The sequence below is a fragment of the Thalassobaculum fulvum genome, assembly GCF_014652915.1.
Taxonomy (GTDB): domain Bacteria; phylum Pseudomonadota; class Alphaproteobacteria; order Thalassobaculales; family Thalassobaculaceae; genus Thalassobaculum_A; species Thalassobaculum_A fulvum.
Map to the genome: position 1 here is coordinate 164,342 of NZ_BMZS01000009.1, position 22,469 is coordinate 186,810.

The 22,469-nt window shown below is 72.0% G+C and carries 20 protein-coding genes; 10 read left to right on the forward strand and 10 right to left on the reverse strand.

Features of this window, described 5'->3' with window-relative positions; all coding sequences use genetic code 11:
- The first annotated feature begins 6 nt into the window (after window positions 1–6).
- Window positions 7–1,263 carry a M16 family metallopeptidase gene (locus IE246_RS18925; protein ID WP_189992850.1) on the forward strand — a complete coding sequence of 419 codons (1,257 nt, stop codon included), beginning with the start codon at window positions 7–9 and terminating at the stop codon, window positions 1,261–1,263.
- 282 nt (window positions 1,264–1,545) lie between these two features.
- Here the strand turns inward: IE246_RS18925 and IE246_RS18930 are convergent, their stop codons facing one another.
- Genes IE246_RS18930 through IE246_RS18940 form a run of 3 tightly spaced genes read right to left on the reverse strand, consistent with a single transcriptional unit; the run spans window position 1,546 to window position 4,773 of the window.
- Entirely contained in the window at window positions 1,546–2,001 is a 456-nt protein-coding gene (locus IE246_RS18930; RefSeq protein ID WP_189992556.1) for a type II 3-dehydroquinate dehydratase, read from the reverse strand.
- A gap of 37 nt (window positions 2,002–2,038) precedes the next feature.
- Window positions 2,039–3,721 (reverse strand): FAD-dependent oxidoreductase, encoded by a 1,683-nt coding sequence (locus tag IE246_RS18935; RefSeq protein ID WP_189992557.1) that lies wholly within the window; start codon window positions 3,719–3,721, stop codon window positions 2,039–2,041.
- Window positions 3,718–4,773 carry a Gfo/Idh/MocA family protein gene (locus IE246_RS18940; RefSeq protein WP_189992558.1) on the reverse strand — a complete coding sequence of 352 codons (1,056 nt, stop codon included), beginning with the start codon at window positions 4,771–4,773 and terminating at the stop codon, window positions 3,718–3,720. Before IE246_RS18940 ends, IE246_RS18935 begins: the two co-directional genes overlap by 4 nt.
- A gap of 289 nt (window positions 4,774–5,062) precedes the next feature.
- Here IE246_RS18940 and IE246_RS18945 point away from each other — a divergent pair, with 289 nt between their 5' ends.
- On the forward strand, window positions 5,063–5,911 hold the full coding sequence (locus IE246_RS18945; RefSeq protein ID WP_189992559.1) for a sugar phosphate isomerase/epimerase family protein: 849 nt from the start codon (window positions 5,063–5,065) through the stop codon (window positions 5,909–5,911).
- A gap of 7 nt (window positions 5,912–5,918) precedes the next feature.
- Here the strand turns inward: IE246_RS18945 and IE246_RS18950 are convergent, their stop codons facing one another.
- The gene (locus IE246_RS18950) at window positions 5,919–6,980 is read right to left on the reverse strand and encodes an AbrB family transcriptional regulator (RefSeq protein ID WP_189992561.1); all 1,062 of its coding nucleotides are present in this window, start codon (window positions 6,978–6,980) and stop codon (window positions 5,919–5,921) included.
- A gap of 156 nt (window positions 6,981–7,136) precedes the next feature.
- On the opposite strand from IE246_RS18950, the gene IE246_RS18955 reads away from it, so the two are divergent.
- Window positions 7,137–8,186, forward strand: coding sequence for a TauD/TfdA family dioxygenase (locus IE246_RS18955; protein WP_189992562.1), 1,050 nt, complete (start codon window positions 7,137–7,139; stop codon window positions 8,184–8,186).
- Entirely contained in the window at window positions 8,183–8,761 is a 579-nt protein-coding gene (locus tag IE246_RS18960) for a nucleotidyltransferase family protein (protein WP_189992564.1), read from the forward strand. Before IE246_RS18955 ends, IE246_RS18960 begins: the two co-directional genes overlap by 4 nt.
- A gap of 111 nt (window positions 8,762–8,872) precedes the next feature.
- Here IE246_RS18960 and IE246_RS18965 read toward each other — a convergent pair whose 3' ends face one another.
- From IE246_RS18965 to IE246_RS18975, 3 genes are all read right to left on the reverse strand, one after another.
- On the reverse strand, window positions 8,873–9,679 hold the full coding sequence (locus IE246_RS18965; protein WP_189992566.1) for an N-acyl homoserine lactonase family protein: 807 nt from the start codon (window positions 9,677–9,679) through the stop codon (window positions 8,873–8,875).
- 266 nt (window positions 9,680–9,945) lie between these two features.
- Window positions 9,946–10,545, reverse strand: coding sequence for a GNAT family N-acetyltransferase (locus IE246_RS18970; protein ID WP_189992568.1), 600 nt, complete (start codon window positions 10,543–10,545; stop codon window positions 9,946–9,948).
- Window positions 10,546–10,622: 77 nt separating this feature from the next.
- On the reverse strand, window positions 10,623–11,447 hold the full coding sequence (locus IE246_RS18975) for a sugar phosphate isomerase/epimerase family protein (RefSeq protein WP_189992570.1): 825 nt from the start codon (window positions 11,445–11,447) through the stop codon (window positions 10,623–10,625).
- A gap of 51 nt (window positions 11,448–11,498) precedes the next feature.
- On the opposite strand from IE246_RS18975, the gene IE246_RS18980 reads away from it, so the two are divergent.
- From IE246_RS18980 to IE246_RS18995, 4 genes are all read left to right on the forward strand, one after another.
- Complete coding sequence (locus IE246_RS18980) at window positions 11,499–12,392, forward strand: dioxygenase family protein (protein ID WP_189992572.1); 894 nt, start codon at window positions 11,499–11,501, stop codon at window positions 12,390–12,392.
- 35 nt (window positions 12,393–12,427) lie between these two features.
- On the forward strand, window positions 12,428–13,978 hold the full coding sequence (locus IE246_RS18985; RefSeq protein ID WP_189992574.1) for an FkbM family methyltransferase: 1,551 nt from the start codon (window positions 12,428–12,430) through the stop codon (window positions 13,976–13,978).
- A gap of 84 nt (window positions 13,979–14,062) precedes the next feature.
- Window positions 14,063–15,304, forward strand: coding sequence for a cation:proton antiporter (locus IE246_RS18990; protein ID WP_229837381.1), 1,242 nt, complete (start codon window positions 14,063–14,065; stop codon window positions 15,302–15,304).
- 134 nt (window positions 15,305–15,438) lie between these two features.
- On the forward strand, window positions 15,439–16,971 hold the full coding sequence (locus IE246_RS18995; RefSeq protein WP_189992576.1) for an FkbM family methyltransferase: 1,533 nt from the start codon (window positions 15,439–15,441) through the stop codon (window positions 16,969–16,971).
- A gap of 12 nt (window positions 16,972–16,983) precedes the next feature.
- Here IE246_RS18995 and IE246_RS19000 read toward each other — a convergent pair whose 3' ends face one another.
- A complete protein-coding gene (locus IE246_RS19000; protein ID WP_189992578.1) occupies window positions 16,984–17,709 on the reverse strand; it encodes a VIT1/CCC1 transporter family protein in 726 nt (241 codons plus the stop codon).
- A 182-nt stretch (window positions 17,710–17,891) separates the two neighbouring features.
- Here IE246_RS19000 and IE246_RS19005 point away from each other — a divergent pair, with 182 nt between their 5' ends.
- Window positions 17,892–19,277 (forward strand): HD domain-containing phosphohydrolase, encoded by a 1,386-nt coding sequence (locus IE246_RS19005; protein ID WP_189992580.1) that lies wholly within the window; start codon window positions 17,892–17,894, stop codon window positions 19,275–19,277.
- Window positions 19,278–19,285: 8 nt separating this feature from the next.
- On the opposite strand, the gene IE246_RS19010 is transcribed toward IE246_RS19005, so the two are convergent.
- Window positions 19,286–19,666 (reverse strand): hypothetical protein, encoded by a 381-nt coding sequence (locus IE246_RS19010; RefSeq protein ID WP_189992582.1) that lies wholly within the window; start codon window positions 19,664–19,666, stop codon window positions 19,286–19,288.
- A gap of 163 nt (window positions 19,667–19,829) precedes the next feature.
- Here IE246_RS19010 and IE246_RS19015 point away from each other — a divergent pair, with 163 nt between their 5' ends.
- On the forward strand, window positions 19,830–21,077 hold the full coding sequence (locus IE246_RS19015) for an MFS transporter (RefSeq protein ID WP_189992584.1): 1,248 nt from the start codon (window positions 19,830–19,832) through the stop codon (window positions 21,075–21,077).
- A 19-nt stretch (window positions 21,078–21,096) separates the two neighbouring features.
- On the opposite strand, the gene IE246_RS19020 is transcribed toward IE246_RS19015, so the two are convergent.
- Window positions 21,097–22,461 carry a glutamate--cysteine ligase gene (locus IE246_RS19020; RefSeq protein WP_189992585.1) on the reverse strand — a complete coding sequence of 455 codons (1,365 nt, stop codon included), beginning with the start codon at window positions 22,459–22,461 and terminating at the stop codon, window positions 21,097–21,099.
- Window positions 22,462–22,469 lie beyond the last annotated feature (8 nt).

Consider the following 22,469-nt stretch of genomic DNA (forward strand, 5'->3'; position numbering starts at 1 on the left):
CCCGAGATGGGAATCCGCGTCACCCGCCTGGACAGCGGCCTGACCGTCGTGACCGACGCTATGCCGTCGGTCGAGTCGGCGTCGGTCGGCCTGTGGGTCGGGGTCGGCACCCGCCACGAGAACCCGGCCGAGAACGGCCTCGCCCACCTGATCGAGCACATGGTGTTCAAGGGCACCCGGCGGCGCGACGCGGCGGCGATCGCCCGCGAGATCGAGGACGTCGGCGGTCACATGAACGCCTACACCTCGCGCGAGCAGACCGCCTACTACGCCAAGGTGCTGGCCGACGACCTGCCGGTGGCGGTCGACCTGATCGCCGACATCCTGCAGGACTCGGTGTTCGACCCGGCCGAGCTGGCGCGCGAGCGCTCGGTGATCGTGCAGGAGATCGGCCAGGTCGCCGACACCCCGGACGACATCATCTTCGACCACTTCCAGGAGGCCGCCTACCCGAACCAGGGGCTGGGCCGCCCGGTGCTGGGGCGCAGCGAGATCGTGCAGGGCCTGGGGCGCGACGCCCTGGTCGGCTACCTCGACACCAATTACGGCCCCGGCGTCTCGATCCTGTCGGCCGCCGGCAAGGTCGACCACGACGCGCTGGTGGCGCTGGCCGCCGAGCGCTTCGACCACCTGCCGGGCCGGGCGGTCGCGACCACCGATCCGGCCGCGTATGTCGGCGGCGAGGCCCGCATCGAGCGCGATCTCGAGCAGCTGCACGTGATCCTCGGCTTCAAGGGGGTGTCGTTCTCCGACCCGGACTTCCACGCCATGCAGGTGTTCTCGACCCTGTACGGCGGCGGCATGTCCTCGCGGCTGTTCCAGGAGGTCCGCGAGAAGCGCGGGCTGGCCTATTCGGTGTACTCGTTCGCCTCGTCCTATCACGACGACGGCATGCTCGGGGTCTATGCCGGCACCGGGCCGGACGAGATCGACGAGGTCATGCCGGTGATCGTCGAGCAGCTGCACGCGGTCGCCGACCGGCTGGAGGACGGCGAGCTGGCGCGCGCCCGCACCCAGCTCAAGGCCTCGCTGCTGATGAGCCGGGAGAGCACCGGCACCCGCTGCGAGCAGCTGGCCAACCACATGCTGGTCTACGGCAAGCCGCCGTCGATCCCGGAGATCGTCGCCAAGGTCGAGGCGGTCGACGAGGAAGCGATCCGGCGGGTGGTGAAGCGCCTGCTGGAGGCGTCGCCGACCCTGGCCGCGATCGGCCCGACCGACGCCCTCGAGAGCTACGACAAGGTCAAGGCAAGGCTGGCCTGACGCCCGCCGCATCGGCCGCCGGTGGATTCCGGAGCCCGCTACACGTCTCCGGAATGACGGAAGTGGGGGAGTCCTCGGTTCGTTCCGGGCTGCATGGTGCGACCTTGCGTCTGGTTTCTCGATCCGACGTGGGTCCCGGCTCTCCGCACCGCTTCGGCCGGGATGAGGTCGTCAGGTGTATCCCCTCTCAGCCCTCATCCCGGACGCAGCGGCAACGCCGCGGCGATCCGGGACCCACGCCGCAATCCGAATGAGGCCCGACTAGAGCGGCCGCGACTGGACTCAGCGCCCCGGCTCGCCCTGCTTCAGCATCTCGGCGATGCACTCCAGCGCCACCGGGTAGCCGTGGGCGCCGAGGCCGGCGATCACCGCGGTCGCCGCGTAGGACACGTAGGAGGTGTGGTAGATCGCCTCGCGCTTGTGGATGTTCGAGATGTGCAGCTCGATGATCGGCCAGCGGAACACCTTGAGCGCGTCCAGGATCGGCACCGAGTTGAAGCTGTAGCCGGCCGGGTTGATGACGATGCCGGCGCCGCCCTTGATCGCCTCGTGGATCCAGTCGACCAGGGTGCCTTCGCTGTTGGTCTGGCGGAACTCGATCGGCATCCCCAGCGCCTCGGCCTTGGCCCGGCACATCGCCTCGATGTCGGCGAGCGTGGTGCTGCCGTAGATGTGCGGCTCGCGGATGCCGAGCAGGTTCAGGTTCGGGCCGTTCAGGACGTAGACGGGCTTGGTCATGGCGTTTCCTGTGGGGTGGGAGGCTTGTGGATAGGGCTCAGGCGCCGGCGTTGCTGCGCGCGGCGTGGCGGGCGGCGACCCAGCCGAAGGTCATGGCCGGGCCGATGGTGATGCCGGGGCCGGGGTAGATCCCGGCCATCATCGAATCCATGTCGTTGCCGCAGGCGTACAGGCCGGGCACCGGCCGGCCAGCCGCGTCCAGCACCCGGGCGTCGGCGTCGGTCACCAGTCCGACGCTGGCGCCGATGTCCCCGGGCCGGACCCGGATCGCGTAGTACGGCGGCGCGGCGATCGGGCCGAGGCACGGGTTGGGCCCGTGCGCCGGGTCGCCGAGGTTGCGCTGGTAGGCGTCGCCGCCCTTGCCGAACTCCGGGTCGACGCCGTCGGCGGCGTAGCGGTTGTTGCGGGCGACCGTGTCTTCCAGGGCCGCCGGGTCGATGCCGAGCGCGCGGGCCAGGTCGGCGACGCTGTCGGCCCGCGTCAGGTAGCCGTCGGCCACCGCGCCGGCCAGGTTCAGCCCGCGCGGCCGCACCATGCCGAGCCCGTATTTCAGAACGAACGGGTGGTCGCACACGAAGAAGCAGGGGATGCAGGGCCGCTCGCGGTTGGCGGCGTGCATCGCCTGGCCGAACAGGTGGTAGGTCGTGGCCTCGTTCAGGAACCGACGGCCGGTCCGGTCGACCGCGATCAGCCCCGGCTTGCCGCGGTCGAGCACGAAGTGCGGGAACACCGCGGTGCTGCCGTCGGGGCGCCGCCGGATCGACATCGGCGCCCAGAAGCTGGCCGAGGCATGGCCCTCGCCGAGCCGGCCGCCGGCGCCCAGGCCGAGGTCGACGCCGTCGCCGGTCACGCTCTCGACCAGCGGGGTGTGCTCGGCCACCGGCTCCGGCAGCAGCCGGCGGCGCAGCTCCGGGTGCCGCGAGAACCCGCCGGTCGCCAGCACCACGCCGCGCCGGGCCAGCAGGCGCCGGCCGCCCGGCAGGACGACGCCGTCGATCCGGCCGCCGGTCTCGATCAGCCCGGACACCGCCGTGCCGGTGCACAGCTCGACGCCGCTTTGCAGCACCGAGAACAGCAGTCGTCCGGCCAGCGCGTTGCCCATCACCAGCCGGGTGCCGCGCGGCCAGCGCAGCCGGTCGAGCCCGTAGCGCCCGAGCAGGCCGAGGGCGTGGCGAAACGACCTGAACGACCGGTTGGCGTTCAGCAGGTGGCCGATGTCGATGCGGTCGACCATCATGCCGCCGAACAGGGTGAACTCCGGCAGCGGCCGGCGCAGCAGGGCGAGGTCCCGTCCCAGCCGACGGCCGTCGAACGGTACCGCCTCCAGCACCCGGCCCCTGAGGGTCGCGCCCGCCGCGGTCGCCAGGTAGTCGGGGTGATGGGCGTAGGCCCGGAACCGGACCTCGGACTTGTCCTCCAGGTACGCCACCATCTCCGGGCCGCGCGCCAGGAACGCCTCGCACAGCTCGGGCCGCAGCCGGTCGCCGACGGTCGCCTGCAGGTAGGTGCGGGCCCGCTCGACGCTGTCGTCCGGCTGGCCGTGCCGGCTGTTCGGGACCCACACCGAGCCGGCCGAGATCGCGGTGGTGCCGCCGGCCACGGCCGCCTTCTCCAGCAGCACGACCTCCAGGCCGAGGGTCGCGGCGGTCAGCGCCGCGGTCATGCCGCCGGCGCCGGCCCCCAGGACGACCAGGTCGACTTCGCGATCCCCGGTACTCATGGAGCGGGCGGCGGCGCTACCGGTCTGGCCGGTCGGCCGGTGTGGATCGCGTCCTTGATCGCCAGGGTGGCGGCCAGGGTGGCGAGGCCGTCGCGGCCGTCGATGCGCGGCGCGGCGGTGCCGGCGATCACCTCCAGGAAGTGCGCGAGCTGGCGCGGCAGCGCCTCGTGCCCGGCCCAGTCGAGCCTGGTCGGGAACACCTTCTCGGCCCAGGACGCCGGCTCCGGACCGGCGCCGCGCCACACCGTCAGGTTCGGGAAGTCGAGGGCGGCGTCGGTGCCGAGGAAGCGGTAGCAGTTCTCGTCCGAGGCGGCGATGTTCGGGTTGTCGCCGGAGCCGGCCTCCCAGCCCCAGGGCGAGGGCGCGGCGTCGGTCAGGGTGACGGTGCCGAGCGCGCCGCCGGCGAACCGGATCGCCACCACGGCGGTGTCCTCGACCTCGAAGCCGCGCACCGCGGAGGAGCCGTAGGCCTGGACCTCGGCGATCTCGCCGCAGAAGTGCCTGAGGCAGTCGACGTCGTGGATCATGTTGATCAGGATCGGCCCGCCGCCGGCGGTCCGCCGCCAGGCGACGAAGTAGTCGTCGGGCTTGCGCACCGCCCACACGGCGTTGACCGCGACCAGGCGGCCGAGCTCGCCGCGCTGCAGCAGCGCGCGGGTGGCCTCGACCCGCGGGTTGTAGCGGCGGTGGTGGCCGACCAGCAGCGGCACGCCCTTGGCCTCGGACGCCAGCACCAGATCGGCGCCGGCCTCCAGGGTGTCGCACAGCGGCTTCTCGATCACCGCCGGGATGCCGCGCTCGATGCAGGCGAGGCCGATCTCCAGGTGGAGCTGGTTGGGGGCCGCGACGTAGACGCCGTCCAGCCGCTCGGCGTCGAGCATCTCGCGGTAGTCGGCGTAGTGGCGGGTGCCGAGACGCTCGGCCTCGCGCGGGCCGGCATCCGACGGGTCGGCGATGGCGGCGAGCTCGGCATCCTCCGACGCCGCCACCAGCTCGGCGTGGCGGATGCCGATCAGGCCGATACCGACGACGGCGAGGCGGGGCTTGGCCATGGGACGCGGGTCCGGTCGGTCGTTGTCATGGCAATTGTTTGCATGCGGAGCGGCCCCGTTCAATGATCGCCGGGGACCTGCCTGATCCGATGGAGCGGCGGATGGGTCCCGGCTCCGCCGCGCCAGGGGTGGCGCGTCGGTCCGGGATGACGGCAAGGAGGGGGCGACGGCCCATTTATTCCTTTGCCGTCATCCCGGACCGGGCCGCCAAAGGCGGAACGGATCCGGGACCCACCCGCCGCTCCATCGGATCAGGCAGGGCACACCTCGCCAACCTCGGAGCCCCGCCGTGCCCGCAGACCGTCCGATCTCGATCAACATCGTGACCACCCGCGAGCGCTGGTCGCTGGCGCAGGCGATCGACGGCTATGCCGGCCGCGGCGTCGCCGGCATCGGCACCTGGAGCGAGGCGGTGCGCGAGATCGGCACGACCCAGGCGGCGCGGCGGATCCGCGACGCCGGGCTGACCGTCACCGGCCACCTGGTCGGCGGGCTGCTGACCGACGCCGACCCGGCGGCCCGGCGCGCCCGGATCGACGACAACCTCCGGGTCATCGAGGAGGCGGCCGAGCTCGGCGCGCGCTGCGTGGTGACCATCGCCGGCGGGCTGCCGGCGGGCGAGCGCGACCTCGCCGGTGCCCGGGCCCGGGCGCTCGACGGCCTGGCCGAGATCCTGCCGGCGGCGCGGGCGGCCGGGGTCACCCTCGGCCTGGAGCCGCTGCACCCGATGATCTGCGCCGCCCGCTCGGTACTGCCGACCCTGGAGATGGCCAACGACTGGTACGAGGCGCTGTCGGCCGATGGCGACACGACTGGCCTGGGGGGCGGCCTGGGCGTCGTGGTCGACGTCTACGCGGTGTGGTGGGACCCGAACCTGGCGCGCGAGATCGACCGGGCCAAGGGCCGGATCTGCGCCTTCCACGTCTCCGACTGGCTGGCCGAGACCGTCGACCTCAGGCTCGACCGCGGCATGATGGGCGACGGGGTGATCGACATCCCCGGGATCCGCGCGATGGTCGAGGCGGCCGGCTTCGACGGCCTGCCGGAGGTCGAGATCTTCTCGGCCCGCGACTGGTGGCGGCGCGACCCGGACGAGGTCGTGCGGACCGCGATCGAGCGCTGTCGGACGGCGGTGTGACGTCCTGCTACTCGTTCGTCGCCGGCCGCCGGAACAGCTTGCGGAACACGATCTCCGAAAACCCGATCACCAGGAAGATCCGCACCACGTGGAACGCCGAGACCACCGGCACGCCGAGGTGCAGCACCTTGGCGGTGATGCTCATCTCGGCCATGCCGCCGGGCGAGACCGCGAGCGCCATGGTCGGTACCGGCAGGCCGACCAGGATGCCGATGGCGGCACCGGTCGCCACGTTCAGCCCGACCAGCACGATGGTCGACAGCACCGCCGGTGGCAGGAACCGGCGCAGCGCCAGCAGCCGGTCGCGACGGTAGCGCAGGCCGAGCGTGGCGCCGATCAGCACCTGCGACAGGCTGAGCAGCGGCCCCGGCATCGCCGACAGGTCGCTCTCGGTCGCGGTGACCAGCACCGCCACCGCCATCGGTCCGAGCAGCCAGGCGTTCGGCACCCGCCGCCAGGCCAGCAGGCCGCCACCGGCGACCGCGAGCGTGATCAGCGCCGGGAAGCCCATCGCGTCGAACGCCAGGGTGCTGGGCTCGAACGGGTCGATGCCGGTCAGGCCGAGGGCGGTGATGATCGGCGGGATGGTGGTGACCACGCACAGGATGCGCAGCGACTGGGCGAGCGACACCGGGGCGGTGTGGCCGCCGTGGCGCTCGGCCAGGATCGACATCTCGGCGACCCCGCCCGGCACGCTGGAGAAGAACGCGGTGGCGTCGTCGACCCGGGCGGTGCGGCGCAGCGACCAGGCGGCGACCACGCCGTACAGGATCGACAGCAGGGCCGCGACCACCATCACCGGCGCGTAGCCGGCGACGATCTCGGCGACCGTGGGGGTGAAGGTCAGGCCGATGGCGGTGCCGAGCAGGAGCTGGCCGACCTGCCGCCCGCCCGGCGGCACCGCCAGCCGGTAGCCGCCGATCAGCCCGGCCCCGGCGACCGCGGCCAGCGATCCCAGCAGCCAGGCCAGCGGCACGTGCAGCAGGTCGAGGGCGAAGCCGCCGGCTCCGCCGATCGCCAGGGTGACGCCCCACAGGACGATGTCGGGCAGGCCGATCCGGCTCGGCATCAGGAGGTCCGAGTCGCGGCGGCCGTCGGCTGCCGGCCCGTGCCGGGTCTTCGCCCTGTCCGTTGCCGCATCACGATGTCCTCCCTCTCCTCATCGTCGCGGCCATAATACCCTGTCAGAGCGATGCGGAACGAGACATCCAGAGGAAACGAACCGATGCCCGCCACGAACGCGGCCACCCGCCCCCAGCAACCGCCGGTTTCGGTCGACGATCCCTCGGCCTGGCTGGCCGCCGACCTCGCCGCCGACCGGAGCTGGATCCACAACCTCGACGCCGACGAGATCCGCGAGCTCGACCGCGCCGTCGAGGCGGTCGTCGGGCTGGGATTGAAGCCCGGCGGCTTCGGCCGCGACCAGTTCCCGCTGACCGACCTGGCCGACCGGATCGCCGGCTGGGCGCACGAGATCGACCAGGGGCGCGGCTGCGTGCTGGTGAAGGGGCTGGACCCGGCGCGCTACGACGACGACGCGCTGGCCGCGCTGTACTGGGGGATCGCGGTGCATCTCGGCGAGCCGGTGCCGCAGAACGCCGCCGGCGACCTGATCGGCCACGTCCGCGACACCGGCCGCGACTACCACGCCAAGAACGTCCGCGGCTACACCACACGGGCGGAGATGAAGGCGCATTGCGACGCCGCCGACGTGGTCGGCCTGCTGTGCCGGCACCCGGCCAAGCAGGGCGGCGAGAGCCTGATCGCCAGCGGCATCGCGATCTACAACCACCTGGCGGCCGAGCGGCCGGAGCTGATCCCGCCGCTGCTCGAGGGCTTCCATTTCGACCTGCGCGGCGAGGGCGTCACCGACGACCCGGACGAGACCACGTTCCACCGGGTGCCGGTTTTCTCCTGGTTCGAAGGCCGGCTGTCCTGCCGGTTCAACGCCAAGACCATCATCGACGGCATGGCCAAGCGCGGCATGCCGCTGGACGGACCGGCGCTGGAGGCGGTGCGCGAGGTCGGCCGGCTGGCGCTGGAGCCGCCGTTCCGCTTCGACATGACCTTCGAGAAGGGCGACATCCAGCTGCTGTCCAACCACTCGGTCCTGCACGCCCGCGCCGCCTTCGAGGACTGGCCCGAGCCGGAGCGCAAGCGCGACCTGTGGCGGCTGTGGCTGAACCTGCGCGACGGCCGGCCGCTGGCACCGGAGTTCGCCGACCGCCTGAACACCGGTCCGCGCGGCGGCGTGTTCGTGCGGGGGGCGGCGTGAAGGCTTCCGAGACCGCGACGCCCGACACCCTGATCGCCGACGCGCTCGCCAACCCGGTCAACGGCGCGATCCTGCAGCGGCTGCCGACCCTGGGTCTCGCCCAGCCCTGGCTGGTGGCGGGATGCGTCTACGGCCCGGCGTGGAACCGGCTGGCCGGCCGGCCGCCCGGCGAGAACGTCAAGGACTACGACGTCTTCTACTGGGACGAGGATACCAGCTGGGAGGCCGAGGACGCGGTGATCCGCCGGGCCGCCACGCTGTTCGGCGATCTCGGCGTCGAGGTCGAGCTGAAGAACCAGAAGCGGGTGCCGCTGTGGTACCGCGACAAGTTCGGCGTCGACTACGGCCCGGTCTCGTGCGCCGCCGACGCGATCGCCCGGTTCCAGATCGCCTGCACCTGCGTCGGGCTGGCCTCGCGCGGTGACCGGATCGAACTCTGCGCCCCGCACGGCCTGGACGAGCTGTACGCCGGCGTCCTGCGCCCGAACCCGCTGTGCCCGAGCCCGCCCGAGCGCGTCCGCGCCAAGGCCGAGAGCTACCGCGCGCGCTGGCCGTGGCTGCGGTACGTGGAGTGAGGGCGGCTGGGTCCCGGCTCGCGCTGCGCTTGGCCGGGATGAGGACTGAAGAGGGGCTCTACATTCCCTCATCCCGGACCTGATCCGGGACCCACAGACCGACGGGCGCCGCTACCCCTTCTTCGGCGCCACGTCCAACCGCACCACCGCACCTTCCAGCTCCGGGGACGGCGCCGGGTAGTACCGCATGACCAGCGGGTCGTGGCCGGGGACGATGTGGTCGCCGGAATCCGCCAGCATCTCGAGCGTGTTGAAGCCGTTCATCATCTCCCCGAGGTTGAAGCAGATGATGAACGGGTTGCGTTCGCTGATGTTGCGGTAGAAGTGCGCGCAGTCCGAGGCCAACACCACCCAGCCGCGCCGGGTCCACACCCGCACGCACATCAGCCCGGCCGAGTGCCCGCCGATCCTGTGGATGCTGAGGCCGGGGGCCAGCTCGGCATCGCCGTCGTGGAACGCGACGCGGCCGCCATAGACCTTGCGGACCATGTCGGTGACGTGCTCGACGTCGAACGGCCGGCGGATCGCCTCGAAGCACATGCAGCGGCCGGTGGCGTAGCTCATCTCGCCGTCCTGCAGGTGGAACGTCGCCTTCGGGAAGTGCTCCTGGCCGCCGGCGTGGTCGTAGTGCAGGTGGGTGATGATGACGTCCTCGACCTCGGCGGCGTCGATGCCCAGCAGCTTCAGCCCCTCGGCCGGGCTGCGGATCAGCGGGGTGCCGCGCTCGGCCGATTCGCGCGGCCCGAAGCCGGTGTCGACCACGAAGGTCCGCTTGGCGTTGCGCACCACCCAGACGAAGTAGTCGAGCGGCATCGGCGAGTCGTGCAGGTCGTTGAAGATCAGGTTCTGCGACGCCATGCGCGTCGCGTTGTGGGCGTACTTGACGGCGAAGACCTCGTATTCCTCGCGCTCGGCCATGGTGTCCTCCTCCCGGCGGTTTTGCCGGCAAGGCTAGACCGCCGGCCGGGGCCGGGACAACGCGACATGACGGGAAGGGAGCCGTGCCCGGAGGCGAAGCCTTCGGGCCTGCTTCTTGGGGCCTGCTTCTTGGGGCCTGCTTCGGAGTCCCGCTGGGTCCCGGGTTCCGCTGCGCGGCCCCGGGATGAGGCAGACGGGTAACACACGATGGTCCTCATCCCGGGCAAGCGCAGCGCGACCCGGGACCCAGCTGCACCGGCCGGCCGCTACACTGGCCGCATGTCCGGGTCGTACTCCTCGCGCAGCAGCGCGAACAGCCGGTGGTCCTGCCAGCGGCCGTTGATCTTGAGGTAGCGGCGCGCCAGCCCCTCCTCGCGGAACCCGGCCTTGCGCAGCACGCCCTGGCTGGCGACGTTGTGCGGCAGGGTGGCGGCCTCGACCCGGTGCAGGCGCAGGTGCTCGAACGCGAAGGCGCAGGCCCCGTGCACCGCCTCGGTCATGTAGCCGAGCCGGGCGAACGGCTTGCCGACCCAGTAGCCGAAGGTGCAGGACTGGGCGACCCCGCGCCGCACGTTGGCCAGCGTGATGCCGCCCAGCAGGGCGTCGTCGTCGCGCCGGACCAGGAAGAACGAGTAGCCCTGGTCGCGGCTCCAGTCCTCGGTGTAGCGGGCCAGCCGGCGGCGAAAGGCGGCGCGGGTCAGCGCGTCGTCCGGCCAGCTCGGCTCCCAGGGCACCAGGAAGTCGCGCGACAGGGCGCGCAGCTCCGCCCACTCCTGCCAGTCGCCGCGCTGCGGCGGCCGCAGGTAGATGCGCGGCAGGACGATGCGCGGGTCGGTGCGCGGCGGCGGAAACAGGGTGAGGACCACGGCCCATGCCTCACGGGAAACTCGTGCCGGCACATTGTCACGCGCAGGGGCGGCGGTGGCAAGCGGGGTCGGGCGACCTACCCCTTCGGATGCCGCTCCAGCAGCGCCACCGCCGCGGCGTGTATCCGGCGCAGGCGCTCCTCGGCCGGCAGGGCGGTGCCCATGGGCACCTCGAACGACAGGTTGGCGTCGGCCGGCAGCGCCGCGACCAGTTCGGCCAGCGGCAGCGCGCCCTCGCCGGGCGGCAGCCGGCCGCCGCGGGCCTCGGCGATGATCGCCTCGGTGCCGACCGGGGCCTCGGCCCGGGCGTCGCACAGCTGCACGCTGCGGATCAGGCCGGGCGGGACCCGGGCGACGTCGGCCGGGCTGCCGCCGTTGCGCGCGAGGTGCAGGGCGTCGACCAGCATCCCGGCGTTCGGCCGGCCGGCGCGGGTGACCACGTCGAGCGCGTCGCCCAGGGTGCGCACCGCCCGCCAGCCCATCCATTCCAGGTCCACGCCGATGGCGTAGTGGGCGGCGAGGTCGCACAGTGCGCCGAAGCGGTCGACCAGGCGCGCGCGGTCCGGGTCGTCGGCGCACACGCTGAGCCGGCTGGCGCCGATCTCGCTGCCGGCGTCGAGCACCGGCTCCAGGGCCCGCGGGTCGAAGTGCTCGTCGATGGTGACGATCTCCAGGTCGTGCACCCGGACACCGTTGTCGTGCAGGCGGTGGCGCAGCTCGGCGACCTCCGGGCTGCCGGCGCGAAGGACGTAGACCGGGGTGCCGGGGGCGGCCGCCACCAGCCGCAGGCCGATCGAGGCGAAGCCGGTGCGGGCGGCCAGCCCGACCAGTTCCAGCGGCGGCACCTCCAGCGCCGTGAAATGCGCGAGGCCGAGCGGCGGAATAGAGACGTGCGCAGTCATGCCGGGCAGGATAGACCACGTGTCCACAGCGTCCAGCCCGGGAGGAGCCCGATGATCATCCAGCGTCCGGACGACGTGACGGCGGCGGCACTCGCGGTGATGGAGCGCACCGCCGACCCGCGGCTGCGCGAGATCATGGTGGCGCTGGTCCGCCACCTGCACGGCTTCGTGCGCGAGGTCGGGCTGACCGAGGCCGAGTTCCGCGAGGCGACGGCGATCCTCAACGAGATCGGCCAGCGCTCGACCGACCGGCACAACGAGGCGGTGCTGATGGCCGGCTCGCTCGGCGTGTCGGCGCTGGTCTGCCTGCTGAACAACGGCGACGACGGGCGCAGCGAAACCTCGCAGAACCTGCTCGGCCCGTTCTGGCGGATGCACTCGCCGCGGGTCGAGAACGGCGGCTCGATCGTGCGCTCCGGCACGCCGGGGCCGGCGCTGTTCGTCTCCTGCCGGGTGGTCGACCGCGACGGTGCGCCGGTCGCCGGCGCCGAGGTCGACGTCTGGCACTCCTCGCCGGTCGGGCTCTACGAGAACCAGGATCCGGAGCAGGCCGACATGAACCTGCGCGGCAAGTTGACCACCGATGCCGACGGACGGTTCTGGTTCCGCACGGTCAGGCCGGCCGGCTATCCGATCCCGACCGACGGCGTGGTCGGCCGGCTGCTGCGCGCCCAGGACCGGCACCCGTACCGGCCGGCCCACCTGCACGCGCTGGTGTTCAAGGACGGCTACAAGACCCTGACCAGCCAGATCTACGACTCCGCCGACCCGCACCTGGAGACCGATGTGCAGTTCGGCGTGACCCAGGCGCTGGTCGGCGAGTTCCGACGGCACGACGAGCCGCATCCGACCGATCCCTCGGCCACCGCGCCGTGGTACACCCTCGACCACACCCTGACGGTGGAACCGGGCGAGGCCCGCCTGCCGAAACCGCCGATCGAGTGACCGTCCGGTCGCCACCGACCAAGCAGGAGAACCCGATGCCCGAGCAGGCTCCGGAGCCGTGGTCGAAGGACGATTTCTACCGCCGCGGCCGGGAACTGATCGCCGGCAAGGCGTACGCGCAACTGCTGGCCCTGATCTGGGACGGGCTCCCGCGCCTGCAGTACCCGACGCGTCTGTCGATCGAGCTTCTCGAGACCTATTGGCGGGCCGGCTGGACGGCCGAGATCGAGGCGGCGGCGCGGCGCCTGCTGCCGCACGTGCAGGAGCCGGGCCGGATCGCCTGGGAGGCCGCGGAGCGGATGGACGAGACAGAACCCGGTGCTCTCCGGCTCGCCCGGATCGCCATGGTGCTGTCGCCGCGCGAACCGGTCGCGACGGCGTGCCTGGCGAACTGCCTCGATGCCGCCGGGGCGTTCGAGGCGGCGCTCGCCAACGCCCGCCGCCACGAGGCCCTCACCGGTAAGCCGGGGCAGCTGGCCTCCCGGCAGGCCAGCCACGCCTGGAGCCGGAAGCGCTGGGAATCGGCGGCGCTCTGGTTCGACCGGCTGATCGAGACCACGCCGGACCACCTGCGCCATCGGTCGTTCCGTCAGTCGATCCTGGAGCAGCGGGCCCGGGAGCGGGCGTTTCCCGAGACCCTGCCGATCGCCGGACTCGTCGACCGTCTGCTTCCGGCGGGCGACCGCTCGTCGGTCCTGTTCGTCGGTGCCCGCGGCGAGGACATGGAGACGCGGTTTCGCGGCATGCCGCCAGGGCGCCTGGAGGTGGTCGGGATCGATCCGGAGCTCGGCCAGACCAGCGATCCGGCCGCGACCGGCATCGCGTTGCGCTACCTGCGGGACATCCTGTCCGACCGGGACGAGGAGCGGACGTTCTACGAGACCAGGAGCGGCGGCGGTTCCTCGCTGTTTCCCGCGTCGACCGACGCCGGGCGATACACCAGCGCGTCCGGGAAGGACTGGGGCGAGCAGCTCGAGGTGGTCGCGCGCTCGCAGGTCCGGACCACGTCGGTCGATGCGATCCGGGACCGCGGCGACCTCGGCCGGGTGGACGCCCTGTACGTGAACGTGCAGGGCGGCGAGCTCGCGGTCCTGCAGGGTGGTCGGCGATCCTTTGCGGACACCGTCGCGGTGCAGGTCGAGGTGTCGTTCATCGAGCACTATGCCGGCGCGCCGGGCTGGGACCGGGTCAACGCCGAACTGGCCGAGCAGGGCTTCGTGCTGGTCGACATCCGCAGCGTGCAGGGCGTGCGGCGGACCCGGGTCGGCCTGGAGGCGCGTCCGGACAACCGCATCGGCTTCAACCGCTGGCCGTCGTGGCAGCTGGCCGAGGCGCACCTGCTGTATCTCCGGGACCCGGTCGACCCGGCGCGGCGCGGCGACCGGCTGTTCCGGTCGACGCGGGACTGGCTGGTGTTCGCGCTGTGGGCCGAGTACTACGGCCAGATCGACATCGCGCTGGAAGCCCTGATGACCCTGGCCGAGCAGCCCGCCCTGGTCGACGACCCGGCGGCGGCGGTTCTGGCGACCGAGGTCGAGCCGGTGCTCGAGCGCTATCGCGCGTATTTCCGGCGGCACTACGCCTGACGGGGCGCGTGCCGCCGGTACTCAGACGCACCGGTTCCGCCTCGGGGCGCAGGCGAGGTCCGATCAGCCGAGGGTGACGACACCATGCTGACCCCGTTTCACGTCGCCGCCATCCTGGTGGTCCTGACCGCGGCCTTCGCGGCCCTGAACCATCACCTGCTGCGGCTGCCTGCCAGCATCGGCCTGCTGGTGGTGGCGCTGGCCGCGTCGCTCGCGACCATGGGCATCGACGCGCTGGTGCCGGGGCTCGGCATCGCCGGGATGATCCGCTCCCAGGTCGAGGCGATCGACTTCGACGCGACCCTGATGGACGGCATGCTCGGCTTCCTGCTGTTCGCCGGGGCCCTGCACGTCGACCTCGGCGACCTCAAGGCGCAGCGCTGGGTGGTGGCGGTCATGGCCAGCGTCGGCGTGGTGCTGTCGACCGCCCTGGTGGGCCTCGGCTACGCCTGGTTGGCCGGCGTGCCGATCGCCGTCGCGCTGGTGTTCGGGGCGCTGATCAGCCCGACCGACCCGGTGGCGGTGCTCGGCATCCTCAAGGTCGTGACGGTTCCGAAGAGCCTGGAGGTCAAGATCGCCGGCGAGTCGCTGTTCAACGACGGCGTCGCGGTGGTGGTGTTCCTGGTGCTGGTGGCGATCGCGTTCCCGGCCGGCGGCGGGCACGGCGAGGCGATGACCGCCGGCGGCGTGGCGCTGCTGTTCCTGCAGGAGGCGGTCGGCGGTGTGCTGTTCGGCGGCGTGCTGGGCTGGCTGACCTACCAGGTCCTGAAGCGGACCGACGAGTACGTGCTGGAGATCCTGCTGACGCTGGCCCTGGTGATGGGCGGCTACGGCCTCGCCCACGCCCTGCACGTCAGCGGTCCGCTGGCGATGGTGGTCGCCGGGCTGTTCATCGGCAACCACGGCGTCGCGTTCGGCATGAGCCCGAAGAGTGCCCGCCACGTCCTCGACTTCTGGCACCTGGTCGACGAGGTGATGAACGCCGTGCTGTTCCTGCTGATCGGCGTCGAGGTGTTCGCGATCCCGTTCGGCGAGCGGGCGCTGCTGCCGGCGCTGGCGGCGGTCCCGCTGGTGCTGGCGGTGCGGTTCCTGGCGGTCCTGCTGCCGGTCTCGGTCATGCGCCTGCGGCGGGAGTTCACCCGCGGCGCGGTGGCGGTGATGACCTGGGGCGGGCTGCGCGGCGGCATCTCGGTTGCGCTGGCCCTGTCGCTGCCGGACAGCGAGTGGAAGCCGACGATCCTGACGGCGACCTACGTGGTCGTGGTGTTCTCGATCGTGGTGCAGGGGCTGACCGTCGGGCCGCTGATCCGGCGGGTGGTGCGGTAGCCGGCGTGCCTGCGACGACAAAGGGATGGACGGCCGGCCCGGCTTGTGATCCCTGAGCGACGCCGGGCCGGATGGCGGAGCGCGGGGCTGCCGCGCCGGCGGTCCGGGCGGCCAATCGGACGGGGGGGCCAGCTTTGTCGATCGAGGCAGATATCCGCCGGCAGGTGCACGGGCTCGCCAAGCGGGGCGACCATGCGTCGATGATCCGGCTGCTGTCGGGCGCTCTCCTGAAGCTCGGCTGCCCCGCCGACCTCTCGATCGCCCTGCTCGATGCGCTTCGGGCGGCCGGCGACGTCGCCGCGATCGGGCGAACCGCCCGGCGACTGGCCCGGCACAGCCCGGAGCCGGACCGGATAGCCCGCGAGGCGGCGCGCCGGCTGCCGCTCGACAGCCCCGAGGCGCAGGGTCTGCTCCGGCTGGCCTCGCTGGTGGCGCCGGGCGACCCGACGGCGATCGCCGGGCTGGTGCTCTGCCTGGACGCCCGCGGCGACCAGGGCACGGCGCTGCGCTACAGCCGTCGGCACGAGGCGGCTTCCGGCGAGAGGGGAACGCTGCTCCGCCGCATGGCCTACGAGACCTGGCAGGGGCAACGGTGGCGCGCGGCCGTCCCCTGGTTCGAGCGTCTGGCCGACACGGTGCCGCGCAACCTGATCATCCGGTCCTACCTGCAGAACGCGGTCGAGAAGTCGAGCCGGGACATGGTGTTTCCCGGGGCCTATCCGATCGCCGGCCTGGCCGACCGGCTGCTGCCGGCCGGCGACCGCACCTCGGTCCTGTTCGTCGGCGCCCGAGGTGAGAACCTCGACATCCGGTTCCGGGGGATCCCGGCGAACCGGCTGGAGGTGATCGGGGTCGACCCCGAGCTGGCGAAGGCGAGCGACCCGGCCAGTACTGGGATCGCCGTCCGGTACCTGCGCGACGCGCTGTCGGACCGCGAGGAGGAGCGGACGTTCTACGAGACCTCGAGCGGCGGCGGCTCGTCGCTGTTCAGGCCGTCGCCCTCGGCCGCCCGCTACATGAGCCCGGTCGGCCGGAGCTGGGGCGAAATGCTGGAGGTCGCCGCCGAGCATCGCATGCGCACCACGTCGGTCGACGCGATCCGCGCGCGCGGCGACCTCGGCCGCGTGGACGCCCTGTACGTCAACATCCAGGGCGGCGAGCTCGCGGTTCTGGAGGGCGGGCGGGAGGCGTTCGCCGATACCGTCGCGGTGCAGGTCGAGACCTCGTTCATCTCGCACTACGAGGGGGCGCCGGACTGGCGGGCCGTCGACCGGGAACTGCTCGCGCAGGGCTTCGTCCTGGTCGACGTCCGCAACCTGATGACGGCGGGCCGGACCAAGGTCGGGTTCCGGGCCCATCCGGACAACCGCCTCGGCTACGACCGCTGGCCGTCATGGCAGTTGGCCGAGGCGCATCTGCTGTATCTTCGGGACCCGGTCGAGCCGGCGAACCGTGGCGTCCGGCTGTTCCGGCGGACGCGGGACTGGCTGGTGTTCGCGCTGTGGGCGGAATACTACGGCCAGGTCGAGATCGCCCTGGAGGCCCTGATGACCCTGGTCGATGAGCCGGGCATCGTGGACGATCCGGAGCAGGTCGCCGGCATCGCCGGGGCGATCGGGCCGATAACCGAGCGCTACCGCTCCTACCTGCGCGTCCTCTACCCCTGACCGCGGCCGCGGCTACAGCCGCGCCAGCAGGTTGCCGACGACATAGGCGACGGCGGCGGCCGCGAGGCCGATGGCGGTCGTGTTGATCCCGGCCCGCCACCAGGGAAGCGGCGACCAGCGGCTGCGCAGCGAGCCGATGCCGAAGAACGTGACCGCGGTCATGACGGTCGAGGTCGCGGTCGAGGCCGGCAGCCCGAGGACGAACGGCAGCAGCGGGATCGAGCCGCAGGCGACGAAGGCGGCGAAGGTCGCGCCGGCCGACCGCAGCGGCGACCGGGCCACCGGCTGCAGGCCGTGCTCGTCGGCCATCATGGTGTCGATCCAGCGCTCGCGGTCGGCAGTGATCACGCCGACCGCGTGGTCGAGGCCGTCGCCGTCGAAGCCCTTGGCGCTGAGGATCTGCCGCACCTCCTCGCGCTCGCCCTCCGGCGTCACCTCGATGTGCCGCTCCTCCATGGCGCGCACGTGGTCGTATTCCTCCATCTCGGTGCGGGTGCTCGAGTAGTTCGCCGCCGCCATCGAGAAACCGTCGGCCAGCAGGTTCGCGACGCCGAGAATCAGGACGATCCGCGCCGACAGGTCGGCCCCGACCGCCCCGGCGGCGATCGCGAAGGTGGTCACCGCGCCGTCGATGCCGCCGAACACCAGGTCGCGCAGGTAGCTGGTGCGCGGGCCGCCGGCAAGCCGGGCCCGAATCTGTTCCCGGCTGTGCCCGTGTTCGAGTTTCGGCTGGATCATCGTCGGGGCGGTTCCGTGTCGAGGCCTGCCATCTGCTAGCACAGCGCGGGCCCGGCGGCTCCCTCCGCTTGCGGAACCGGTCCGGTCAATTGAAACGCTAACCTTCGATTAACCGTTATGGTGTAAGTCTCGCTTCACGCCGGTCCGGTCGGCGCGGCGGTCGCCGCCGGGAGGCTGTTCACATGATCCAGGGACCCATCGTGACTTCGCCAGAACTCGGTCAGGCGTTGAATCCCGGGCCGCACGACACGGTCCTCGAGATGCTGCCGATGCCGGCCTTCATCAAGAACGCGGATCTGGTGTTCACGCACGCCAACCCGGCGTACTGCGATCTGGTGGGGCTGGACCGCGAGCGGATCGTCGGGGCCCGGACCGCCGACATCAGCCCGCTCGATGCCGTCTGGCACGAGGAGACCGACCGGCGCCTGCTGTCCGCGGGCGGCGTGACGACCTACGAGATGAACATCCGGCACCCCGGCCACCCGCCGATGCGCGGCGAGATCTTCAAGATCCGGCTGGACGACAGCGACGGCGGGATCGTCGGCATTCTCGGCGTGATCGTCGACCGCAGCGGGCAGTTCGCGGCCGAACAGCGACTCCTGGAGACCGAGACCATCCACCGGCTGGTGGTGGACAGCATCACCGACGCGGTCTTCCTGCTCGACGAGGGCGGCTGGATCCTGTTCGCCGGCCCGGCGGTGACCGAGATCTTCGGGGTCGGTCCTCTGGAGGCGCTGGCCGGCGGCACGCTGGACGCGATGATGGGAGGCGGCGCCGGCAATCTCCTCGACCTGCCGCGCGACCGGGCGACCCGGGGCATCGAGCGTCGCGTCGAACGGCCGGACGGCCGGACGCGCGAGATCCTGGTCGACGTCAAGCCTATCGAGATCGGCGCCGGGCGGTGGCTGGTCACCTGCCACGACGTGACCGAGCGCAACGACGGCTTGAGACGCCTCAAGGAGTCGATGGTGCAGACCGTGCAGGCACTGTGCACCACGGTCGAGCAGCGCGACCCCTACGTGACCGGGCACCAGGACCGGGTCGCCGACCTGGCGGTCGCGATCGGCCGGCACATGGGGCTCGACGAGGACCGGATCGAGGGGCTTCGGCTCGGCGCGATCGTGCACGACATCGGCAAGATCAACGTCCCGATCCAGATCCTCAGCAAGCCGGGCAAGCTGAGTGCGGCGGAGTTCGACATCATCCGCACGCATTCCGAGACCGGCTACCAGATCCTGAAGGACGTGGACTTCCCCTGGCCGATCGCCCGCATGGTGCGCGAGCATCACGAGGGGGTCGACGGCTCGGGCTATCCGCTCGGCCTGACCGGCGACCAGCTGCTGCTGGAGTCCCGGATCATATCGGTCGCCGACGTGCTGGAGGCCGTCACCTCGCATCGCCCCTACCGGCCCGGGCTCGGCCTGGAGCACGGCTTGCAGGTCCTGCGCGAGATGCGCGGCGGCAAGCTCGACCCGGACGTGGTCGACGTCTGCATCGAGCTGATCGAGTCGAAGGAGGCGCGGGTGCCGGGCTGGACCTGCGAGGCCGGGGCGGTCGAGAGCCGGTAGCGGCGTCTTCAGGGCGCCGCCGGCCGACGGTACCCGACCTGCTGGACGCCGTCCCGCTCGCGCTGCTCGACGCCCCTCAGCCCCGACGCGATCAGCGACCGCTGGCCCGCGGCGTCGGTGGCGTCGTGCCAGACCGTCGGGCCGGCCAGGGCTGTCGGCTGCGGCGGCCGGTGCAGCAGGAACCGGGTCAGCCGACCGTAGGTCGGGTCGTCGAGCGCGACGATCGCCCGCACGTGGAAGCCGTTCGACATCGCGTTGCGCCAGCTGAAGCGGTTGCCCAGCGCCGCCGTCGCCAGGTGATGCGTGCGTCCGAGCCGTCGCGTGGCGTCGTGGCGGGCGCGGGTGAGCCGGTGCTGGAAGCCGTGCCCCCGGTGCGCCGGTTCGACCATGGTGGCCGCGACGTAGGCGAGCCGGCCGGGTCTGGCTGGCCGGCCCGACGCCGGCCGCGGTCACGGCCGGCACGCGCCGGGTCGTGGAGCACGCCGCATCGCAAGGCGGGTTGTCGTTGTACGAGTGAGCGTCGGACGCCGGCGGGAGCGGGGGACGGACAGAATGACGAGCGATTCCGGGAGCCGCGGGCTCGGCCGCGTCGTGGCCACCATGCGCCATCCGACCTTCGCGGCCATGTGGCTCGCGATGTTCTTCAGCACCGTCGGGTCCTCGACGCTGCTGCTCGCCATCGCGATCCGGATCTACCTGGACACCGGGTCGGCCCTGAACGCCTCGCTGGTCTACGCGGCCCAGTGGCTGGCGCCGATCTTCCTGGCGCCGCTGATCGTCCGGCTGTTCGGCGCGGTGTCGCCGCGCGCGGCGCTGGTCGGGTGCGAGACGGTCGGGATCGGGTTGGCGGTCGCCATCGGCTGGTGCGCCTCCTTCGGCATCGTCCTCCTGCTGCCGCTGCTGGTCGTCCGCGGCGTCATCGACGTCGCCGTCAAGTCGGGCCGCCTGGTGGCGCTGAAGGCCAGCTTCGAGGGCGATCAGCTGAAGAGCGCGACCTCGCTGAACGGCACGCCCTACGTGATCGGACTCGCCAGTGCCGGGCTGCTGGCCTCGGTGCTGGTTCCGCACCTGTCGATCGCGTCGATCGCGACGCTGTCGTCCGGCTGTTTCGCGATCGCGGCCGTCGCCTACCGGTTCCTCGGGGGCAGGGCGGCCGCCGCGCCCGACCGCTCGGCGTCCGGTCCGCGGCCCTCCCTGCGCGACCTGCGGCCGGCGCTGGCCGGCGATCCGCGGCTCGGCCGCCGTCTCGTGCTCTACCTGCTGGTGGTCGCCACCATGCAGGGCTACCACACGATCGCGCGGACGGTGTTCCCGATCGCCGGACTCGGCCTGGACGCGAGCGGTCCGGCGTGGCTGCAGGCGGTGGCGATCGGCGGGGTGCTGGCCGGGTCGATCCTGGCGGCGGTGTGCGTCGGCAGGCGCGCCTACGACGACGCCCGGGTCGAGCTGGTCGCCGTGCTGGCCTACGGCCTGATGCTGGCCACCTGGCTGCCGCAGCCGGCGGTGCTGGCCTACGCCGTCTACTTCCTGTTCATGCTGACCTACGAGATCGCGTTCCTGCGGCTCGCCGGCGACATCATGGCGGCGTGTCGGGTCGAGCACGCCCCCAGCATCTCGGTCGCGATGACGATCTACTCGCTCGGCGGCATGACCCTGGTCACGCTCGCCGGCGGCTGGCTGGCGACCGCGGCGGGCCTGTGGTGGACCTGCGCCGCCGTGGCGGCCGGCGGTCTCGCGGTGCTGCTGGTCCTGGGCTGGCAGCGCGACACCCGGCCGGGGGCGGAGCCGGCGGCCGAGTGACCGGTGCGCCGGGCTCCTCTCAGTACCGCAGTTCCTCGAAGGCCGGATCGACCGAGCGGCCCCAGCGCGACTCGTAGGCTTCCAGCAGTTCCTCGGCCGGCGTCCGGCCCGAGGCCGCAATGGTGTCGAGGACCGACAGGAAGCCGGTCTCGTCGTTGCCCGAGCTGTCCAGGCGCCTGCGCCGGCGCAGGCCCTCGCGGGCCAGGGCCAGCACGTCCTTCGACCAGTCCGCCAGGGAGCGGCCGCGGAACTCCACCTTCAGGCCGTCGCGCGGCACGGCGTCGCGCAGCATCTGGTGCTCTTCCACGGTCCAGTCGCGGCACAGCTGCCAGGCCTGGTCCTGCACCCCTTTGTCGTACAGCAGCCCGACCCACAGGGCCGGCAGGGCACACAGCCGGTTCCACGGGCCGCCGTCGGCGCCGCGCATCTCCATGTACTTCTTCAGGCGGACTTCCTGGAACACCGTGGTGGTGTGGTCCGACCAGTCGCCCATGAAGGCGGTATGGCCGGCCGCCTCCGGCAGGGTGCCGGCCATGAAGTCGCGGAAGCTCTTGCCGGCGACGTCGATGTAGGAGTCGTCGCGGTAGATGAAGTACATCGGCACGTCGAGCAGGTAGTCGACGTAGCGCTCGAACCCGAAGCCGTCCTCGAACACGAACGGCAGCATGCCGCAGCGGTCCGGGTCGGTATCGGTCCAGACATGGCTGCGGAAGGACAGGAACCCGGAAGGCTTGCCCTCGTAGAACGGCGAGTTGGCGAACAGCGCGGTCGCCAGCGGCTGCAGCGCCAGGCTGATCCGGTACTTCTCGACCATGTCGGCTTCCGACTCGAAGTCGAGATTGACCTGCACCGTGCAGGTCCGCTTCATCATGTCGATGCCGAGATTGCCCTTGGTCGGCATGTACCGCTTCATGATCCCGTAGCGGCCCTTCGGCATCCAGCCGATGTCCTCGCGGGTCCATTTCGGGTCGAAGCCGAGCCCGAGCATGCCGGTGCCGAGCTCGCCGCACACCTCGCGGACCTGGGCGAGGTGGGTGTGCACCTCGCTGCAGGTCTGGTGCAGGTTGTCGAGCGGTGCCCCGGACAGCTCGAACTGGCCGCCCGGCTCGAGCGTGATCGCACAGCCGCCGTGGGTGAGTGCGATGGTGTTGTCGCCCTCCTTGATCGGCTCCCAGCCGAACCGGGTCAGGGCGTCCAGGATGGCGCCGATGCCGTCGGAGCCCTCGTAGGGCAGCCGCTTCAGGTCGGAGAGCCGGAACGCGAACTTCTCGTGCTCGGTGCCGATCCGCCAGCGATCGCGCGGCTTGACGGCGGACGAGAACCACTCGATCAGCTGCGCCTTGTCGGTGATCGGCGCGCCTTGGTCTTCGGGGGGACGGGACATGCGTGCTC

What these genes read in the sequence shown, in the direction of transcription:
- IE246_RS18925 (WP_189992850.1), top strand. Translation starts at nt 7, where the DNA reads ATGGGAATCCGCGTCACCCGCCTGGACAGCGGCCTGACCGTCGTGACC.
- IE246_RS18930 (WP_189992556.1), bottom strand. Translation starts at nt 2,001, where the DNA reads ATGACCAAGCCCGTCTACGTCCTGAACGGCCCGAACCTGAACCTGCTC.
- IE246_RS18935 (WP_189992557.1), bottom strand. Translation starts at nt 3,721, where the DNA reads ATGAGTACCGGGGATCGCGAAGTCGACCTGGTCGTCCTGGGGGCCGGC.
- IE246_RS18940 (WP_189992558.1), bottom strand. Translation starts at nt 4,773, where the DNA reads ATGGCCAAGCCCCGCCTCGCCGTCGTCGGTATCGGCCTGATCGGCATC.
- IE246_RS18950 (WP_189992561.1), bottom strand. Translation starts at nt 6,980, where the DNA reads ATGCCGAGCCGGATCGGCCTGCCCGACATCGTCCTGTGGGGCGTCACC.
- IE246_RS18955 (WP_189992562.1), top strand. Translation starts at nt 7,137, where the DNA reads ATGCCCGCCACGAACGCGGCCACCCGCCCCCAGCAACCGCCGGTTTCG.
- IE246_RS18965 (WP_189992566.1), bottom strand. Translation starts at nt 9,679, where the DNA reads ATGGCCGAGCGCGAGGAATACGAGGTCTTCGCCGTCAAGTACGCCCAC.
- IE246_RS18975 (WP_189992570.1), bottom strand. Translation starts at nt 11,447, where the DNA reads ATGACTGCGCACGTCTCTATTCCGCCGCTCGGCCTCGCGCATTTCACG.
- IE246_RS18980 (WP_189992572.1), top strand. Translation starts at nt 11,499, where the DNA reads ATGATCATCCAGCGTCCGGACGACGTGACGGCGGCGGCACTCGCGGTG.
- IE246_RS18985 (WP_189992574.1), top strand. Translation starts at nt 12,428, where the DNA reads ATGCCCGAGCAGGCTCCGGAGCCGTGGTCGAAGGACGATTTCTACCGC.
- IE246_RS18990 (WP_229837381.1), top strand. Translation starts at nt 14,063, where the DNA reads ATGCTGACCCCGTTTCACGTCGCCGCCATCCTGGTGGTCCTGACCGCG.
- IE246_RS19000 (WP_189992578.1), bottom strand. Translation starts at nt 17,709, where the DNA reads ATGATCCAGCCGAAACTCGAACACGGGCACAGCCGGGAACAGATTCGG.
- IE246_RS19005 (WP_189992580.1), top strand. Translation starts at nt 17,892, where the DNA reads ATGATCCAGGGACCCATCGTGACTTCGCCAGAACTCGGTCAGGCGTTG.
- IE246_RS19010 (WP_189992582.1), bottom strand. Translation starts at nt 19,666, where the DNA reads ATGGTCGAACCGGCGCACCGGGGGCACGGCTTCCAGCACCGGCTCACC.
- IE246_RS19015 (WP_189992584.1), top strand. Translation starts at nt 19,830, where the DNA reads ATGACGAGCGATTCCGGGAGCCGCGGGCTCGGCCGCGTCGTGGCCACC.
- IE246_RS19020 (WP_189992585.1), bottom strand. Translation starts at nt 22,461, where the DNA reads ATGTCCCGTCCCCCCGAAGACCAAGGCGCGCCGATCACCGACAAGGCG.